Below are 18572 nucleotides of genomic sequence, written 5' to 3'. Positions count from 1 at the left end.
ACCTGATCACCGCCACAAAAGGATTACCCCTCAATCCACCGGCACAACATTATCCAGCGCTCGATTCACCGCCAATTCCCCCAACATCACCACTTGCGCAATCCCCAGCGCAGTTTTGCGGTGGCATGGGTCCAGGAGGGCGGCGAAGTTGCAGAGCATTTCGGTGGCTGAACTAAGGGACTCGCTGGCGTTGACGAGTAGGGATTCGCTGTCGTAGTCGGCGTTGGCCAGAAACATGGGCGCGTGTTTCTGGTCGCTGCCCATGATGCGTTGGGTTGGCGTGAGGTAATAATCGAGGGCGCGCTCGGCGGCTTCGTGGAATTTCTTGGAGTTGGGGGATTCATACGGGGAGGCCGGATCTGTTTCCGGCGGGTTCGGCGTGATCTTGAACATGTTCTTCTTTTTCCTGTTATGTGGCCGCCGCACCGAGCTACTAAACAGGGGGTGGCAGCTGTACGCAGGTTAGTAGACCGGGGAAAAGAAGAAAGCCGGCGCGCCCGAGGGCGCCCTACGCACAGCCGCCATCGAGTGCAGGTACGTGAATACCTTTTGATGGACGCTTGTGCACTTTCATTTACCACGGGCTACTAAACCCGATCACTGGGAATCAGTGATGCGAACCAAGTTACCGGTGGCCCTTGAGGCGCACAAGCCGGCGGATTCTGGCGTAGTCGTAGGCAATGGCGCAAGACGTTGTAGCCTTAAGCAGGTAACGCGACGTGTCTTTTAAACAACCACGAAAAACTCCTAAACACGCCTCATCAACACGCCGTTCAAACTGACATTCGTCGGTCCATCCTCCAGCTCAGCCAATGGCTTGGAACCCCTCACGCCAAGGCACGCACCAACACTAAGTTGCAACCCAATAAGACGAGGAGGGATACCTATGTCAGTTCATCCAATTCTGTTTCTGGGCGGCTCCGGCGCCATCGGCCACCTTTCTACCAAAGCCTTGCGCGCCGCCCATCCCGACGTACCTTTACTGATCGGCGGCCGTGACCTGGCCAAGGCTCAGCAAGCCGCAGAAGAAATGGGCGGGGCGCAGGGCGTGGTCATTGATCCTGCTGCCGATCAGTAAAAAAGGGACAGATTTATTTTCAGAGAATAAATCTGTCCCATTTCTTCTTTTTGTTCTACATAGTCGTATTCGACCGGTAAATCGTTGAGATGCCATGAGAGTGCAGCTCTGATGTCGGTCAGCTATGGCACAGTCAGAAAATGTCCCAAACCAAACCACCTTTAGTTCGTCACTCAGCGGATGAGAACAAGGGACGGGGATATTTCTTGAAAGATAGTACTGGGCTTTTATTGGCAGAAAAGGAATGGCGGGAATTTCAGGATTTCGGAGAATGCGGGATTTATGCGAGCCATTCAAAGTGGGCGAGAGCGCTCGGCACGGAACCAAGCGCTCAGGGTAGGGCGGGGACTTATTGCTCCACCCTGACGTTTCAGCCTTTGTTCGCGTTTAGCTTGCGCAGTTCTTCGTAGGTCGCCGACTGGACGAACCAGAAGCCGGAAATGATGCACCAGCACAGGGTGCCAGCCACGAAGATACCCAGTGCCGGGAGGAACCCGCTGGTGAAAATCGCGACGATAGCGACCAGCCAGATGAACGCCAGGGAGAGATAGAGGACGGTGTTGTTGACGCTGATGACGAAGTCTTTCACGGGGCATATTCCTTGCAGGATGTAGAAAAATTCCCCCTCTCCGGGGGGCGAACGCATGCTATCACATTGCCTTCATGGTTCAAGGAAGGGGAACTTTTTGCCGGGTGGAATGGGGAAAGGTTTATTTATCATGCGACCGGTCGCTGCTCGCCTAAAGCAGACACCCAATGCAATCTTGATCCCTTTGTGGCAGCAGCCAGAGACCCGCCACAAAGGGATTACCCATCAATCCACCGGCACAACATTATCCAGCGCTTGATTCACCGCCAATTCCCCCAGCATCACCACTTGTGCAATCCCCAGCGCAGTTTTGCGGTGGCCTGGGTCAAGGAGGGCGGCGAAGTTGCAGAGCATTTCGGTGGCTGAGCTGAGGGACTCGCTGGCGTTGACGAGCAGGGACTCGCTGTCGTAGTCGGAGTTGGCCAGAAACATGGGAGCGTGTTTTTTTTCGCTGCCCATGATGCGTTGGGTTGGCGTTAGGTAGTAGTCGAGGGCGCGTTCGGCCGCGTCGTTGAGTGTTCGGGAATCTGGGAATTTGTAGGGTGAAACTGGGTCGGTTTCTGGTGGGTTGGGTGTGACTTTGAACATAGATGACACTCCTGGGAAACAATTGAGGAGCCATCACGATTCGCTACCAAACGAAGGGTGGCGGCCATGCACAGGTTGGTAGACCGGTCCAGGAACCCGGCGCGCCCGAGGACGCCCTACGCATGGCCACCATAAAACGGAGATCAAGAGGTACGATCTCTGAGAGAGGTGCGCGATGCGCCTGGAAATACCGGGCTACCAAACCCGATCACTGTTTTTCAGTGACCCGGAAACGATAAAACCCGCGCCCCAGACGCACAAGCCGGCGGATTCTGGCGTAGTCGTAGGCAATGGCGCAAGACGTTGTAGCCTTGAGCCGGTAACGCGGCGTGTCTTTTAAACAGTGATGGAAAACTCGTAAACACGCCTCATCAACACGCCGTTCAAAATGGCATGCGTCAATACTCAGATCATTGCGTTGGAACCCTCACGCCAAGGTACGCACCAACACTAAGTTGCAACCCAAAAAGACGAGGAAGGATACCCATGTCAGTTCATCCGATTTTGTTTCTGGGCGGATCCGGCGCCATCGGCCACCGTTCTGCCGAAGCGTTGCGTGCTGCCTATCCTGAGGTGCCGTTACTGATCGGCGGCCGCGACCTGGCCAAGGTTCAACAGGCTGCCGAGGAAATGGGCGGGGCGCAGGGCGTAGTCATTGATCCTGCTGCCGATGACCTGGGGTTGGGCGATCGCCCGGTCAGCGCTGTGGCGGTTTTCTACATGGATCATTCTCTTGCCGGGCTGCGTTTCGCGCAGAAGCGCAAGGTGCCGCACCTGAGCATTTCTTCTGGCGTGTTCGAGATTGCGCCGCAAATCGCCAATTTCATCCATCGACCTGGTGCGTCGCCCATTGTGTTGGGTTACGAATGGATGGTGGGCGCGACGACGGTGGCGGCGCTGCATATTGCTGAGGCATTTGCCCGGGTGCGCGATATTCGCATCGATGCGCTGGTCGACGAGGAGGACGGCGGCGGGCCGACCGTGGCCAAAGATTTCGAGCATTTGAGCAGAATGCTGCCCGCTGCCCTGACGCGGCGCGATGGCAATTACATCTGGCGTGAAGGTGAGGAGCAGAGCGTCAGCTTCCGTGCGCTGGACGGCACGTCGATGCAAGCCTCTGGCTTCTCGTCCATTGATGTTAGCGGGCTGGCTGCCGCTACCGACGCGCCAAATGTGCAGTTCAATCTGGCCAGCGGGGTCAGTTCTTCGCGGCGCGCGGGTCGGCCGATGTCGACTGAAATTCTCATCGAAATGGTCGGCGAGGATCGCCAGGGTCGGACGTTGCACACACGGCATGCCGTCGTTCACCCGGCAGGTGCCGCAGCGTTGACAGGGCTCAGCGTGGCCATGTTGCTGGAACGACTGCTCGGGCTGGATGGCAAGCCACCCACTCCGGCAGGTCTGTACTTTCCTTATCAGTTGCTGGAGGCCGGTGCTTATCTGGGGCGTCTGAGCAAGGAGGGCGGTGAGCTGGTTGAGCTGAAAGTGCTGCAGTAAGGCAGGTCGCTTTCGGCAATGCCGATCTTGCTTTTTGAACCGCTGGCGAGCCTCGATGTGCTCGCCAGCGGCCATTAGCCCTAGGGCGACTGCCAAGGCCCACCATCCGCCACAGGCACCTCACCCAGATCATAAGGATTGATCCCTTCTAGACACCCCACATTGAAACCAAACTCATGCGGATTGGTGCTGCGTCGATGGTGGGTGTAAATCCCGCAGTTACCGCAGAAAAAATGCTCGGCCACTTGCTGGCCAAAGCTGTACTTCAACAACGTAGATTTTCCGCGAATGACCTTCAAGTCCGTAGCCGGCACCGCTGCGACGATCGCGCCTCGGCGTTTGCAGAACGAACAGTCGCAGCGGTGGGGCGTGGGCAGGCCTTCGGGCAAGTGGATTTCGAGGATAACGGCGCCGCAATGGCAACTGGCGCGGTGGTCACGGCGGATCAGCGTGTTGCCGATTTGTTTGAGCATGACTAAGCCTCCATCCAGTCCACCGTTGCCGTTTCGCGCCATTTCACCTCGGTAATGCCGAACCGCTCGGCCTGGGGTTTGGAGATGACTTTCAACGGTGGCTTGCCAGGTTTGGGAATCGGCGCAATGCCGGCATCGCAGCTCGCCCAATGCCATGCGTCAGCATTGCGCATGGTTTTCGCGCGGATGACGAATGATTTTGGCTGGCCGTGAAGTTTGTATTCGATGACGAAGATGTCGACGTTGCTCATGAGTTCCTCCTTACGCTCATACGCAAATGAGTTTTGTCGACGAAAAAAATTCAAAGGATTTTCGGGGTTTGTGTCAGGCTGCTGACAAACGCTTTGCTTTGAACGGTTGGAACCGGCGGCGGCCTAAAGATCAAGCGCCTGCCAAGCACACACGCGGACGAAAATACCCCACGATTTCAGCCCCGGAGATAACCGGTGAACAAGACGATCAGCGCCGAGGATTTGAACATTCAGCTCAAGCACAACGATGACGCTGCACTGTTCAAATGGCTGCTTGCCAGTTTCCTGATGGGCAAGCGGATACAGGCCGAAATCGCCGCCGAAGCCTATCGGGTGATTGTCGATAAACACGGGCGCGATACACCGCGCAAACTCGCTGCGTGCAGCCATCGTGAGCTGGTTGCGATGCTCGGGGAGGCGCATTACGTGCGTTACGACGAGACCACCGCCGTACGGCTGCATGCCTTGGCACGCAAGCTTAACGACGAGTACGCGGGCACGGTCAGCCATATGGTCGAGGCCAGCGCTGATCGTCAGGCCTTTGAAAAGCGCCTCGCAGAATTCGACGGCATCGGTCCGAAAACCGTGGAAATATTCATGCGCGAAGCAGGCTCTGCGATAAGCCTTTGAGCGCGGGCCGTGACAAAGCAGCGGCCACTACCCGCGTCGTGCGAAGGCTACCTGACTCGACGACCAGAACGATTGATCGCCAACAGGCACAGCCCGACCAGCAATGCAGCGCCTGCAACCAGGAGCGCCGAAGGTTGCATCGGTTGGCGCAAGCCTGCTGCTGTATGCCGCTGCGATATCGCCCGAGGTCGGGTTTCAATAGCTATTTCGTCAAGCGTCTGCAATGGCGTAATGACCTCTGCCTGAAACGGCATTTCCTCGATGCTCAGACGCAGGCCGTCTGTCAGCTCCAGTGTCCGTGCGGTGATAGTGCCGACGATTCTGTCCGGATAAACCGGTTCGCCATTGGGATCGAGTTGGTCATACAGGAAATTCTGCCCTTCGAGCCAGCCCACGGCCGTTTGCAACTCGGGGCCCAGGTAATACTTGCCGTCGAGGAAAAATCCAGCAAATTGCGGCGCGCGCTCGACGCTTTCAATGCGATAACGCTCACCCGGTTTCATACCGGTTTCAGGGGCAATCATGGTCAATCCCTCCGCTGTAGGTTCAGCAGTAGAGAACAAGGATCGACCGTCGTTCCATGTAAATGAGGAAAGGTAGCGGTTGTCCCGGAACGGACAGGCAAACGGTGAAAACAACTTCGTCCGGTGAAGGCCGGGCGAAGCAGCAGCGCTACAGGTCCAATGCTTTCGCCATGATGATCGTGCGCTCCGCCCCGTGGAACTCGTCGCGGATTTTCTGAAAGCCGAGCGAAGCGTAAAAGCCCTCCGCGGTGATTGAGGAGGGAACACGAAGCACCTCCACGCCTGCGTCGAGTGCGCTTGATTCAATCTGCGCCATCAGGTGTCTTCCAATGCCCTTGCCCTGATAGCGCGGGTCGACAAATACGCTGCGGACAACGTCCTTATCCATACTTGCCGTTGCGACGACTCGGCTGTCGATTGTTGCGACGAGTACCTGGCGTTCGGTCAACCATTGAAGGATCGCCTCAGGCGTAAAGTGTTGCGTCACTTGATTGATGATTTCCGGAGAATAATCCTGCGCATTGGACTCGCGCAGCGTGTGGGTGATGGTTCGACTGATGGCCGGCGCATCTGTATGCGTAGCCTTTCGAATTAGGTAATTGATCAAGCCAGCGCTCTCCCGATTTACGGCGTGGGTTGTTCGATCCGGTGCCTAATAGGCGATTCACAACGTCCGCGCTGATCAGTCCGGATCACTCAGGAGAGCAAACGCACACCCGAGCGGATCAGCCCCTTTGACGTCAATTCCCGAATCTTTTCCCGCAATGCGTCGCGCTCGGCCTTGGGCGTTATCGGATCGGCAGTCAGATACTGCCTGTCGCACCACGATTCGATTTGGCTGATCCAGTAATTCTGTCCGGCATGCCCCGTGTCGAGGCGGCTTAACAAGTAGCCGACTTGTTGCCAGGTCGGCAGCAGTTGGAAAATGGCGCTGCGCCGCGCCAACGGGAGTTCATGCCAGTCTTGATCAAGTTTGGCTTTCACTCCACGGATCAACAGCGGCCAGGACACTTTGTCCAGTCGCGCAATCACCACCGAAAAAACTTTATCCGACGGATCGTCGAGTGCCGCGAACAGTTCAGGCAATTGATCATCGCGAAGCAGGCGCGCTGCTGCCTGTCGCACGGTGACAAAAGCCGAGCGTAATGCGCGGGCATGCCAGTGCTCTGGCAACGTGTCAGCGAGTTCATTGGTCAGGCCGAGCACGCCCAGCCAGTGTTGTTTTGCTGTGGGCAAAGGTTGACTCAAGCGCTCGGCGAGGACCGTATGCGCCTCAACGTCGTTACGCGGTGCGGCCCACAGTGCCAGATTGCGCACCGCGGGTGACACATCCAATAAGGCTTCGCGCAGAACAGGTTTTGGATCGGCGAGGAGCGGGAGCAGCGCATACAGCACGAGCGCGCGGATTTTGGCGCCCGGGTGTGACATCGCTTCAAGCAGCAACGGCAGACGTTGTGCCGCCGGCAACATCGCACTCGCCGGCACTGCCATCAAGCGTACGGTCAACTCGCGATGCGCCAGAGCACTGCGCAGCAGGGTTTCGGGATTTTCAGGGTTTTCCAGCAACAGCGTAAACAGGTAGCGCGCGGTTTTACCCTGACGATGCAAGAAGTCGGCATACACCTCATCCCGGCATTCCGCCGATTGCAGCAGTGCGCGCACCGTCGACAGCGTCTGGCTGTGGTCGACCCGGCGTTGCGCTGCCAGTGCCATCAACGGTCCAAGGGCGGACAACCAAGCCTGAGTGTGGGCGGGCGACAAGTAGTGTTGCAGGCCTGCCGCCGCGAGGTCGCGCACCTGCGGGACCCAATCGTTCAGGCGTTCGATCAACACCGCCAATGCTTCGGCAGACGCTTGCCTGCACATTTCTCGCACAGCGACTTCACGAACAAAACCGTTGGCGTGATTACTTACGTCTGCCCATGTGCCGGTGCTGCCGACGTGAGCGAGTATTTCCAGCGCCTCGTTGCGTCGGTAGTCCTCATAAGTGGCAGGCTGTCCTTGCTTGCGTGCCAACCGGGTCAGCCAGTCTTGTGTGGTGTTCATCGGGCAGTGCGTCCTTGCGGGGGCAAATTGTTTTGCGCAAAAGCGTCAGCCTACGCGACTGGCGCCCGAGCACAAAATATCTTCGCTGCCATCCGGGCAGTGCGACGAGCCACGGCGCGTCGCCATAATTCAGGATGGATTGTCCATGGCCCAGACACACCTTCGCCCGACACAGGCCGGGCGAAGGTGCACAACGCAATCGCGATCAATAATCCCAGATCGCCGGAATCCAGCGAAACGCCTCGCCATTCACGGCAACACGGCCCACCGATGGAAACGGCAGGTGCGTGGCGACAAACAGTTCGCCACTGGCCGCAGCTTCCTGCAATAGCCGGACGCGCACGCGCACCGCTTCATTCGGGTCGTGCTCGAAGCCGTTGTGCCAGTCCGGGTGGTCGAAGGCCACCGGGAACAGGGCGTCGCCGGCGAAGGTCAGGCGTTCGTCGCCGGAGCTCACGTAGACCACGCAGTGGCCCGGGGTGTGGCCGCCGGTGAGTTTGGCGACGACGCCAGGGGCGACTTCGAACGTGTCTTCGAAGATCCGCAGTTTGCTTTGATATTGCTGGATGAACGCGTTGGCGGTGGAGCGCAATACATCCGGCACCGGTGCGGGCATGTCGGTATAAGTGAAGTCCGGCGAGGTCCAGAAGTCGACTTCGGTGGCGGTGACGTGGATGCGCACGTCGTCGCGCAGACGGTTTTTCACGGTGTCGACGAGCAGGCCGCCGATGTGGTCCATGTGCATGTGGGTGATTACGATGTCGGTGACATCGCGTAGGTCGATACCGGCCGCCGCGAGGCGTTTGGGAAATTGTCCGGCGCGGGGGAACCCGGGGAACTGCCCGCCGAGGTCGGCGTCGACGAGGATCACCTGTTCGCCGCTACGCACCACCAGCACGTTGAGTGCCCAGTCGAATGCGTCGGGGCCCAGATACATCTCCTTGAACCACGCAGCACGGGCTTCGGGATCGGCGTTGGTCGACATGGTCTGGGTCGGCAGCGGCAGGACGCCGTCGCTGATCACCATCACGTCGATGTCACCCAGGCGCAGCGCGTAGCGCGACGGCACCAGTTCTTCGGGCGGGGTTTGCAGGGTTGCGCTATTGGCGGTGAAGGAATCCAGATGCACGGTCATGGTGTTCTCCTTGTACTCAGGCAAGACATCGGTTCGAGGTTGAAGGGGGGCGATCAAGCCACCGGAATTGCCGGGTCGGCAGCGGCCAGCGCGGCGCTGCGCTCGGCGGCCGGCGGGTAGATCCACACGCTGTTGATTTGCGTCTTCAATTCTTTGGCTTCGGCTTTCACCAGTTTCAGTTGGCGATCCCAGCCCTCGGTGTACACGGCGCCCCAGGCACCCAGGTCAAGGCAGGTAACGTACTTCGGCTGACGGTAAGTGGTTGGCGCCACGCCGAGCAGATCGGCGACGGCGTTGTTGCCAGCGTGACGACCGAGGCTGATGGCGTGCTGGCAAGACATCACCGAGAAGTTACCGACGTCGTCGGTGGCGGCGCGGGCGACATCGCCGGCGGCGAATACGTGATCGAGACCTTGCACTTTGAGGTTGCCATCGACGTGCAGACGACCCTGGACGTCGCGTTCGGCGTTGAGCTGTTCAGTCAATGGACTGGCGCGGAAACCCACGGTCCAGATCACCGTGTTGCTTTCGATGTGGCGGCCATCGGCGAGAGTTACGCCGTTGGCATCCACGCCGGCGACCGAGGCGTCGACGATCCACTCAATGCCCAGTTCTTTCGAGGCTTCGATGATGGACGGGCGAATCCCGTCGCCCATGGTCGCGGCGATGTCTTTGCTGCGATCAACGATGATCACTCGAACGTCTTGACCCTCACCCAGAATGGCGCGCAAACGGGCCGGCATTTCGGTTGCGGTTTCGATCCCGGTGAAGCCTCCGCCGGCGATGACCACAGTGTTGCGGGCCTTGCTGGCCGGCTGACTGGCCAGCGAGATCAGGTGGCGTTCCAGCCGCGCCGAAGATTCGATCTGGTCAACGTCGAAGGCGTGTTCTTTCAGGCCCGGCACTGGCGGACGGGCCAGTTGGCTGCCGCTGGCCAGCACCAGGCGATCGTAAGAAAGTTCGCCCGGGCGACCGTTTTCATCGCGATAGCCGACGCGACGTGCCTGGCCGTCGATGCTTTCAGCGGTGCCTTTGACGAAGCGCACACCGACAGCGTCGAAAAGTGCGTCGAGCGGCGCATACATGCTGTGCACGTCGGGTTCGTAGAAACGCGGACGGATGCGCAGTTCGGCTTGCGGGGCGAGCAGAGTGATCTCCACGTCGTGACGGTCATGCATGTCCAGCAAACGCGCGGCGCTCAACGTGCTCCAGAGTCCGCCGAATCCTGCACCGATCACCAATAATTGCTGTTTCATAAAATGCTCCCTGACGCTGATGGTTGGATAAACCGAGTCGTGGTTTCGACTCTGGCGAGACGATCACTGGCCGCCGCAAACTGCTTGCCGTACTGCATGGCGCTTAGTCGCCCGCTGTCGAAAACAATGCTATGGCGTCGGGGCTGCGGGCGCAGTTGTCCATCGGTGTGCGTCGATTACGCATGCGTTGAGGGGAGGTATACGAAGGTATCGAACTGTTGGCGCTGCCGAAGGCGGCGATCTGTTGATCTTGCTTTTAAAGGGCAACAGCAAAAGATCGCAGCCTTCGGCAGCTCCTACGCGGGAGGTGTTTTATTCAGGGTTTGTTTGATATGGCTGAGCAAGTCATCAGCCTGGAAGGGCTTGGGCAGGCAAGCCACCACTCCGGGGACTCGGGTGTTCACGTCATCGGGATGAGCAGTGACGAAAATCACCGGAATGCGCCAGCCTTGCGCGTGCAATGCCTCATGGAGTTGCAGGCCGCTCATGCCGGGCATCTGGATATCGGAAATCAGGCAGTGCGTCTGCGAGGGGCCTGTTGATTGAAGAAACGCGCAGGCGCTGGAATAGCTCAGCACCCGGTAGCCACTGGCGCGCAGCAAGCTGTTCAGCGCACTGCGAATGGCCTCGTCGTCGTCAACCACTGCAATGACAACCGTGTTGTGCATAAGGCTCCCTGGCCGGATGGGCACGCGTTACGACTCCTGTCGTTCTTGCACCATACGCCGTCCGCACTGGCGCAAAACTATACCTAGGTATAGTCGGTCGAGACCCTTTGACTCTCAGCCGTTCGGGCCATCAGCCTTCACGGCTGAAGCGGCTGCGGTAATCACGCGGTGAAATCGACAGGTGCCGCTGAAAGCAGGCGCGCAGCCGCTCTTCGTCACCAAAGCCGCAGAGACGCGCGACCTTGTCGATGTTGTGCGCTGAGTTTTCCAGCAGACGCTTGGCCGCTTCGAGGCGGAACAATTCGATGGCTTTGGACGGCGTGCGGCCGGTGCTCTGTTTGTAGACCCGGGTGAAGTTGCGCAGGCTCATTCTGGCCTGCTCGGCGAGACGCTCCACACTCAGCTTGGGATCGCCGAGGTTGTCCATCAGCCACAGGTGCAGTGAGTCGAACAACGGACTTTCCTGCACTTGCGCTTGCAGCAGCGTGCTGTATTGCGCCTGACCACCGGGGCGCTTGAGGTACACCACCAGTTCGCGAGCGACCTGCAAGGCCACTTCGCGGCCGCCATCAGCCTCGACCAGCGCCAGCGCCAGATCGATACCGGCCGTGACCCCGGCCGATGTCCACACCGAACCTTGCTGGATGAAGATCGCATCGGCATCCACCTCGATTGCCGGGAAGCGCTCGCGCAACGTTTCGCACATGGCCCAATGCGTCGCGGCGCGACAGCCGTCGAGCAGGCCGGCCTTGGCCAGCAGGAATGCGCCGCTGCACACCGAGACCACGCGTTGCGCGCTTGGCGCCTTGCGACGCAGCCAGTCGGTCAGTTGACCATGCTCGTCGAGGGTCTGGCAGATGTCCGGTGCACCGGGGACGACGAGGGTGTCCAGCGTGGCAATGTCCAGATCGCGTAGCGCGCGGGTGTCCACGGCCAGACCTTCGACGGTGTACACCAAACCGCCGTCAAGGCTGGCGGTGTGCAGTTGATAACCGGGTTGACCGCGTTCGGCCAAGGCTTTGCTCGCCGCCCAGAACACCGTTTGTGCGCCGCTGAGGTCGAGCAGGCTCATGCGCGGGTAGGCAATGAACACCACGTCGCGTGATTGCGCGGCAGAAGTGCGAGGCTGTGGGAAGGCGCTGGACATCAAAATCTGCCTGTTCAATCGGCTGAAGTGGGGCGGAGGCGACATGGCCGATTTTCAGGGTTTTCTGGCCTGTCGGCAACGCGCGCCGACTGCTAGCCTGCTGCGCGACCGTTTGGCTGGCCTCTGGCTGCGTTTGCCATCATGGACTAGATTTATTCACCTGCACATCGTACGCGTTGCGATCTCGCCGAGGAGACAGCATGACCCTGTGGTCGCATTCCAGCCCCAGCCCCAGCGCCAACCCGCCGACGTTGCGCGAGCCAGTGGTTTATGTGGTCGACGACGACGCCTCGATGCGCCAGGCCCTCGACGGTTTGCTGCGCTCCATCGGCCTGCAGGTGCAGACCTTCGAAACCTCCCAGGATTTTCTCGCATCGGCCAAACGTGACGTGCCCGGTTGCCTGGTGCTCGATGTGCGCCTGCGCGGTGAAAGCGGTCTGACTTTACAGGAGCAGATGGAAAAGACCGGCGTGCGCATTCCCATTGTGTTCATGACCGGACACGGCGATATCGCCATGACCGTCAAGGCGATGAAGGCCGGCGCGGTGGACTTTCTCGCCAAGCCGTTTCGCGATCAGGACATGCTCGACGCCGTGGCCAGCGCGCTGGCCCGCGACAGTGCGCGGTTGCTTGCCGAGCAGTCTGGCGCGGTTATGCGCCAGGCCTACGAGACATTGACGGTGCGCGAACGTGAGGTGCTCAGTTTTGTCATTGTCGGGCTGATGAACAAACAGATCGCCGCGCAACTCAACCTCAGTGAAGTGACGGTGAAAGTTCATCGCGGCCAGATGATGAAGAAACTTTCGGCACGCTCGGTGGCGGATCTGGTGCGCATCGCCGAAGCCCTGGGCATCGAGCCGGCGCGGCGCAACGCTTGAACGGCGGTCTTCGCTAAAAATCGCGGGTCATCCACCGCGTGGCAGAAAACCCTTTGACGGTGTCGACACAGATGGCCAGCAAAAAACAGATTTTGTGGGACGACGGCGAGCGGGTGTTTACCCGCGAACGCGGCCAGGGGGAGGGCAGCCGCAATGTTCTGGTAATGCGCCCGACCCTCGCTCAGCCGCTGCCTGCGACCCTCGATCGACTGGCGCACGAATACAACCTCAAGGACGATCTCAACGGTGAATGGGCGCTGCAACCGCAAGCCCTTGAACGCGCAGGCGCAACCACGCGTCTGCTGTTCGACGACCCCGGCGGCGAGCCGCTGTCACGTTTATTGATCGCGCCGCTGGACACCGAAACCGGCCTGCTGCTGGCCATCAACATCGCCGTGGCGCTGGGCCGCCTGCACCAGTGCGGGCTGGTGCACAAAGACCTCAAGCCGCAACACATTCTGGTCAATTGCAGCGACGGCCAGACACGCCTGACCGGCTTCGGCCTCGCCTCACGTCTGCCCCGTGAACGACAGGCGCCGGAACCACCGGAAACCATCGCCGGCACCCTCGCGTACATGGCGCCGGAACAAACCGGGCGGATGAACCGCTCGATCGATTCGCGCAGTGATCTGTATGCCTTTGGCGTGACCCTTTATCAGATGCTCACCGGCTCACTGCCATTCAGCGCCAATGAACCGATGGAATGGGTGCATTGCCACATCGCGCGGTTACCGATGCCGGCGTGCGAACGGGTGGCCACCGTGCCGGCGATGCTTTCGCGGGTGGTCATGAAGTTGCTCGCCAAGACCGCCGAAGAGCGCTATCAAACCGCAGCCGGCGTCGAGCATGACCTGCGTCGTTGCCTGAACGATTGGCAGCGCGCCCGGCACATCGAGACATTTACCCTGAACGAACAGGGCGCGATCGATCGCCTGCTGATCCCGGAGAAACTGTACGGGCGCGAGCGCGAAGTGCAAACGCTGATCGATGCGTTCGCACACGTGGTGCAGAGCCAATCGCCGAAACTGGTGCTGGTGTCCGGTTACTCAGGCATTGGCAAATCCTCGGTAGTCAGCGAGTTGCATAAAGTGCTGGTGCCGTCGCGGGGGCTGTTCGCCTCCGGCAAGTTCGATCAGTACAAGCGCGATATTCCCTATGCGACGCTGGTTCAAGCCTTTCAAGGGCTGGTGCGCACGCTGCTGGGCAAGCGCCGCGAAGTGCTCGTTGAATGGCGCGCGGCGCTGTTGCAGGCGCTGTCGCCGAACGCGCGGCTGATGACCGAATTGATCCCCGAACTGAAACTGATCATCGGCGATCCGCCAGCGGTGCCGGAGCTTGAACCGCAACAAGCGCAGCAGCGTTTCCTGCGGGTGTTGCAGCGCTTTATCAGCGTGTTTGCCCGACCGGAACACCCGTTGGCGCTGTTTCTTGATGACCTGCAATGGCTGGATGCGGCGACGCTGGATCTGCTCGAAGAGCTGCTGACCCGCGCAGAGGTTGGCCACCTGCTGCTGGTCGGCGCCTACCGCAATAACGAGGTCGATGCCGACCACCCGCTCAGCAGCAAACTCAAAGCCATTCGTAGTGCCGGCGCGCACATCGCCGAGATTCGCCTGACCCCGCTCGCGGGTGTGCACATCGAACAACTGATCGCCGAATCGTTGCGCTGTCCACCCGCGAGCATCGTCACGTTGGCGCGACTGGTGCTGGACAAGACCGGCGGCAATCCGTTTTTCGTCATCCAGTTCCTCCAAGCCCTCGCCGAGGAAGAACTGCTGATTTACGACCATCAGCTCAATCGTTGGCGCTGGGATCTTGAGCTGATCAACGGCAAAGGCTACACCGACAACGTTGTCGATCTGATGGTCGGCAAGCTTGCGCGTTTGCCGCTGGAAACCCGGCAGGCCCTGCAACAACTGGCGTGCCTGGGCAACGTCGCGCGGATCGACACCCTGGCCACCGTGCTCGATCTGTCCACGGCGCGCGTACACGCGGCGCTGTGGCCGGCGGTGCGCCAGGATCTGGTTGAACGTCTGGACGGCGCCTGTGCGTTTGCCCACGACCGTGTGCATGAGGCGGCTTACTCGCTGATCGCCGAAGCCGAACGTGCGCAGACGCATTTGCGCATCGGCCGGCTATTGGCGCTGCAAACGCCGGGCGAGGGGCGCGAAGAGGCGATCTTTGAAATCGTCGGCCAACTCAACCGTGGCACCAGCCTGATCAGCGCCCGGGCCGAGCGTGAACAACTGGCCGAATTCAATCTGCTCGCCGGTCAGCGCGCCAAGGCTTCGACCGCTTACACCTCAGCGCTGACCTACCTGGGCGCGGGTGCAACAGTGCTTGGCGCACAAGGCTTCGACAGCCGCCATGAGTTGGCGTTTGCCCTGGAGCTGAACCGCGCCGAGTGCGAATTTCTCACCGGGCAATTGGCACTGGCGGATGCCCGTTTGCAGGGTCTGGCCGAGCGCGCGGCAACCACCGTGGAGCGTGCGGCCGTGACGTGTTTGCACATGGATGTCTACCTGTTGCTCGATCGCAGCGACCGCGCGGTGGCAGTCTGCCTGGCCTATCTGCGTCAGGTTGGCATCGACTGGACGGCGCATCCGGACGATCAGCAAGTGCGCCGGGAATACCAGCAGATCTGGACGCAACTGGGTGAGCGCAGCATCGACCAATTGATCGACCTGCCGCTGATGGAAGATCCGGCCTCACTGGTGACGCTGGATGCGTTGAGCAAACTGTTGGCCCCGGCGTTGCAGTCCGATGCGAACCTCGCATGCCTGACCATCTGTAAAGCCGTCAGTCTGAGTCTGGAGCACGGCAATTGCGACGCCTCCTGCATGCTCTACGCCAACGTTGTGCGGGTCGCCGGGCGGCGCTTCGGTGACTACACCAGCGGTTACCGCTTTGGCCGTTTGGGCTGCGATCTGGTCGACCGCCGTGGCCTGACACGCTACGAGGCGAGCACGTATCTGTGTTTCTCGATTTTCGTGGTGCGCTGGATGCGCCCGGTGCGCGAGTGCCGTGAGTTGCTGCGCCGCGCGCTCAGCGCCGGCAACCGCAGCGGCGATTTGCCCTATGCAGCCTATGCCGGCAACAGCCTGATTTCCGACCTGCTGTTTATTGGCGAACCGCTGGCGGAAGTGCAGGTTCAAGCTGAGGCGGGGCTGGCTTATGCGCAGAAAATCCGCTTCGGGCTGGTGATCAGCTTCATGAGTTGCCAGCGGGCACTGATCCGCATGTTGCGCGGGCAGACTGCGCAGTTCGGTAGTTTCAACGATGAACAGTTCGATGAAGCGCGTTTCGAGGCGAACCTCGCCGCGCCTGATCTGGCGCTGGCTCGGGGCAAGTATTGGGTGCGCAAGTTGCAGGCGCGCTATCTGGCCGGGGATTACGCGGCGGCCGCTGACTGCGCGGCTCAAGCGCGGGAATTGATGTGGGTGATCTCCTCGTTTTTCGAGGAAGCCGAATACCATTTCTACGCCGCGCTGACATTGGCCGCCCACGGCGATGCCAATAGCCATCAACTGCAACGCTTGGCAGAACACCACGATCAACTGCAGACCTGGGCGCAACAGTGTGCCGAAACCTTCGCCAGTCACGTGGCACTGGTCGGCGCGGAAATCGCGCGGGTTGCGGGGCAACTGATCGAAGCAGAGTTGCTGTACGAACGGGCGATTCAATTGGCGGCGGATAACGGTTTCGTTCACATCGAGGCTTTGGCCAACGAACTGGCGGCGCGTTTCTACGGTGCTCGCGGTCTGGCGAAAATCGCCCGTGTCTACCTGCAAGATGCGCGCTACGGTTACTTGCGTTGGGGCGCCGATGGCAAGGTGCGACAACTGGAGCGACGGCACCGTTTTCTGCGCCAGGAAGACGCGCTGCCCAGCCCGACTGCGACCATCACCACTGCCGTCGAGCATCTGGATCTGGCCACGGTGCTCAAGGTTTCCCAAGCCGTGTCTGGCGAAATTGTTCTCGACCGGCTGATCGAAACGATCATGCGCACCGCCATCGAACAGGCCGGCGCCGAGCAGGGTGTGCTGATTCTTGCCGAAGGCGAGACGCCGTATATCGCCGCGCGCACCCGCATTGGCGACAGCAGCACATTACTTTGCAATGAACCGGTCAATGCGATGGCTTTGGCGGAGTCGGTGCTCTACCAGACCTTGCGCACCGGCGAAAATCTGTGTCTGGACGATGCCGTCGCCGATCCGGCATTCGCCGCTGACCCCTATATGCACCAGCACGGCGCCCGCTCGATCCTGTGCCTGCCGTTGATGAATCAGGGCCGGGTCGCCGGGGCGTTGTACCTGGAGAACAATCTGTCGGCGGGGGTGTTCAGCCCAGCGCGTATTGCCATTCTGCGGCTGGTCGCTTCACAAGCTGCCATCTCGCTGGACAACGCGCGGCTGTATCGCGACGTCGCCGAGCGTGAAGCGAAGATTCGCCGGCTGGTCGATGCCAACATCATCGGCATCATCGTCTGGAGTGTCGAAGGGGAAATCATCGAGGCCAACGACGCGTTCCTGCGCATGGTCGGCTACCAGCGCGATGATCTGCTCTCGGGAAACGTGCATTGGCGCGACATGACCCCGCCGGCTCGGCGCGCCGAAAGCGAAGCGGCGCTGGCGACGGCGATCCGCACCGGGCGCACTCAGCCGTTCGAAAAGGAATACATCCGCAAGGACGGCAGTTGCCTGCCGGTGATCGTCGGTCTGGCCGCGTTTGAAGCCAGTCAGCAACAGGGCGTGGCGTTCGTCCTCGACCTGAGCGAGCGCAAACAAGCGGAAGAACAAGTGCGCGAAGGCGAACGCCGCTATCGTCAGGTGCAAGCGGAACTGGCCCACGCCAACCGCGTGGCGACCATGGGCCAGCTTGCGGCGTCCATCGCTCACGAAGTCAACCAGCCGATCGCCGCCACCGTTACCAATGCCAACGCCGCGCTGCGCTGGCTCGGCGCACAACCGCCGAACACCGATGAAGTCGAGCAGGGCCTCAGGTGCATCATCAGCGATGGCAACCGCGCGGCCGACGTACTCGGCCGAATCCGCGCATTGATCCGCAAGACGCCGCCGCAACGGCAAGCGCTGGACCTCAATGCGGTGGTGGACGAAATGGTCGGGTTTACCCGTGGTGAGGCGACTCGATACGGGGCTGTGGTGTCCGTGCAACTGGCCAGCGACTTGCCGGCGGTATTGGCGGACCGGGTCGAGTTGCAACAGGTCCTGCTCAATCTGATCGTCAACGCCCTGGAGGCGATGGCTGTGAGGGAGGAGGGCGAGCGCCGGCTGTCCATCACCAGTGATTACGTCGGCGAAGACGTGCGGATCACGGTCAGTGACTCCGGGCCGGGGTTTGCCTGTGAGCGCGCGGAAGAAGTCTTCACCGCGTTCTACACCACCAAAGCCACCGGGCTGGGGATGGGGCTGTCGATCTGTCGCACGATCATTGAGGCGCATGGCGGACGCTTGTGGGCGGAGGCGAATGCGCCTTGTGGGGCGCGGGTTGTGTTTGCGTTGCCGAGTCATGAGGCATTGCAGCGAACATAGGTTGCAATGTGCGCACGGTGACCACTTGGTTTTCATCGTGAACACGTAGTTCTCGAATGTCGATATCAGACACGATCATGGCGCAATCAGTCTACTGACTCACCGGGCAGGCCGGGTAAGGTGAGGTGTCTTTAAGTCAAGATAACCCCATGCAGATCATGGGGTTGATAAGAACTGCGGCGGTTGAGGGGGCTTCTTTCGGGGAGTTTTACAGGCAACGATGATGATCGTTTGCTCACAGCAACTCGCTTAAATGTCGA

The 18572-nt window shown here is 60.2% G+C and carries 17 protein-coding genes; 5 read left to right on the top strand and 12 right to left on the bottom strand.

What is annotated here, in order from left to right:
• Positions 1-30 precede the first annotated feature (30 nt).
• Positions 31-393: a DUF6124 family protein gene (locus ACOYXE_RS09375; protein ID WP_405123944.1), complete on the bottom strand. Its 363-nt coding sequence runs from the start codon at positions 391-393 to the stop codon at positions 31-33.
• Positions 394-886: 493 nt separating this feature from the next.
• Between ACOYXE_RS09375 and ACOYXE_RS09370 the strand changes: the two genes are divergently transcribed.
• Positions 887-1078, top strand: a complete 192-nt coding sequence (locus ACOYXE_RS09370) for a hypothetical protein (protein WP_405123943.1) — start codon at positions 887-889, stop codon at positions 1076-1078.
• A gap of 370 nt (positions 1079-1448) precedes the next feature.
• Here ACOYXE_RS09370 and ACOYXE_RS09365 read toward each other — a convergent pair whose 3' ends face one another.
• Both ACOYXE_RS09365 and ACOYXE_RS09360 read right to left on the bottom strand, forming a co-directional pair.
• On the bottom strand, positions 1449-1667 hold the full coding sequence (locus tag ACOYXE_RS09365) for a hypothetical protein (protein WP_007916145.1): 219 nt from the start codon (positions 1665-1667) through the stop codon (positions 1449-1451).
• A gap of 225 nt (positions 1668-1892) precedes the next feature.
• Positions 1893-2255: a DUF6124 family protein gene (locus ACOYXE_RS09360; protein ID WP_160057584.1), complete on the bottom strand. Its 363-nt coding sequence runs from the start codon at positions 2253-2255 to the stop codon at positions 1893-1895.
• Positions 2256-2741: 486 nt separating this feature from the next.
• On the opposite strand from ACOYXE_RS09360, the gene ACOYXE_RS09355 reads away from it, so the two are divergent.
• The gene (locus ACOYXE_RS09355; protein WP_460928858.1) at positions 2742-3752 is read left to right on the top strand and encodes an NAD(P)-dependent oxidoreductase; all 1011 of its coding nucleotides are present in this window, start codon (positions 2742-2744) and stop codon (positions 3750-3752) included.
• 80 nt (positions 3753-3832) lie between these two features.
• On the opposite strand, the gene ACOYXE_RS09350 is transcribed toward ACOYXE_RS09355, so the two are convergent.
• Positions 3833-4225, bottom strand: a complete 393-nt coding sequence (locus ACOYXE_RS09350; RefSeq protein ID WP_460928856.1) for a GFA family protein — start codon at positions 4223-4225, stop codon at positions 3833-3835.
• A gap of 2 nt (positions 4226-4227) precedes the next feature.
• Positions 4228-4476 (bottom strand): DUF6555 family protein, encoded by a 249-nt coding sequence (locus ACOYXE_RS09345; protein ID WP_016984867.1) that lies wholly within the window; start codon positions 4474-4476, stop codon positions 4228-4230.
• A 195-nt stretch (positions 4477-4671) separates the two neighbouring features.
• Here ACOYXE_RS09345 and ACOYXE_RS09340 point away from each other — a divergent pair, with 195 nt between their 5' ends.
• Positions 4672-5106 (top strand): HhH-GDP family DNA glycosylase, encoded by a 435-nt coding sequence (locus ACOYXE_RS09340; protein ID WP_460928854.1) that lies wholly within the window; start codon positions 4672-4674, stop codon positions 5104-5106.
• A gap of 47 nt (positions 5107-5153) precedes the next feature.
• On the opposite strand, the gene ACOYXE_RS09335 is transcribed toward ACOYXE_RS09340, so the two are convergent.
• From ACOYXE_RS09335 to ACOYXE_RS09305, 7 genes are all read right to left on the bottom strand, one after another.
• On the bottom strand, positions 5154-5630 hold the full coding sequence (locus ACOYXE_RS09335; protein ID WP_405123939.1) for a short chain dehydrogenase: 477 nt from the start codon (positions 5628-5630) through the stop codon (positions 5154-5156).
• A gap of 148 nt (positions 5631-5778) precedes the next feature.
• Positions 5779-6234, bottom strand: coding sequence for a GNAT family N-acetyltransferase (locus ACOYXE_RS09330; protein ID WP_160060081.1), 456 nt, complete (start codon positions 6232-6234; stop codon positions 5779-5781).
• Between the two features lie 92 nt (positions 6235-6326).
• Entirely contained in the window at positions 6327-7676 is a 1350-nt protein-coding gene (locus ACOYXE_RS09325; RefSeq protein WP_160057589.1) for a PBS lyase, read from the bottom strand.
• Between the two features lie 205 nt (positions 7677-7881).
• Positions 7882-8811, bottom strand: a complete 930-nt coding sequence (locus ACOYXE_RS09320) for an MBL fold metallo-hydrolase (protein ID WP_460928851.1) — start codon at positions 8809-8811, stop codon at positions 7882-7884.
• 53 nt (positions 8812-8864) lie between these two features.
• Positions 8865-10067, bottom strand: a complete 1203-nt coding sequence (locus tag ACOYXE_RS09315) for an NAD(P)/FAD-dependent oxidoreductase (protein WP_160057591.1) — start codon at positions 10065-10067, stop codon at positions 8865-8867.
• 296 nt (positions 10068-10363) lie between these two features.
• Positions 10364-10735, bottom strand: a complete 372-nt coding sequence (locus ACOYXE_RS09310) for a response regulator transcription factor (protein WP_160057592.1) — start codon at positions 10733-10735, stop codon at positions 10364-10366.
• Positions 10736-10865: 130 nt separating this feature from the next.
• Positions 10866-11882 carry a GlxA family transcriptional regulator gene (locus ACOYXE_RS09305; RefSeq protein WP_405123938.1) on the bottom strand — a complete coding sequence of 339 codons (1017 nt, stop codon included), beginning with the start codon at positions 11880-11882 and terminating at the stop codon, positions 10866-10868.
• A gap of 200 nt (positions 11883-12082) precedes the next feature.
• Between ACOYXE_RS09305 and ACOYXE_RS09300 the strand changes: the two genes are divergently transcribed.
• Positions 12083-12760, top strand: a complete 678-nt coding sequence (locus ACOYXE_RS09300) for a response regulator transcription factor (protein ID WP_405123937.1) — start codon at positions 12083-12085, stop codon at positions 12758-12760.
• A gap of 71 nt (positions 12761-12831) precedes the next feature.
• Positions 12832-18312, top strand: a complete 5481-nt coding sequence (locus ACOYXE_RS09295; protein ID WP_160057595.1) for a trifunctional serine/threonine-protein kinase/ATP-binding protein/sensor histidine kinase — start codon at positions 12832-12834, stop codon at positions 18310-18312.
• Positions 18313-18572 lie beyond the last annotated feature (260 nt).

It is taken from the genome of Pseudomonas sp. MC6 (assembly GCF_054790575.1).
Note: the sequence above shows the minus strand (reverse complement) of the source record. Positions and strands in the feature narration are given on the sequence as shown.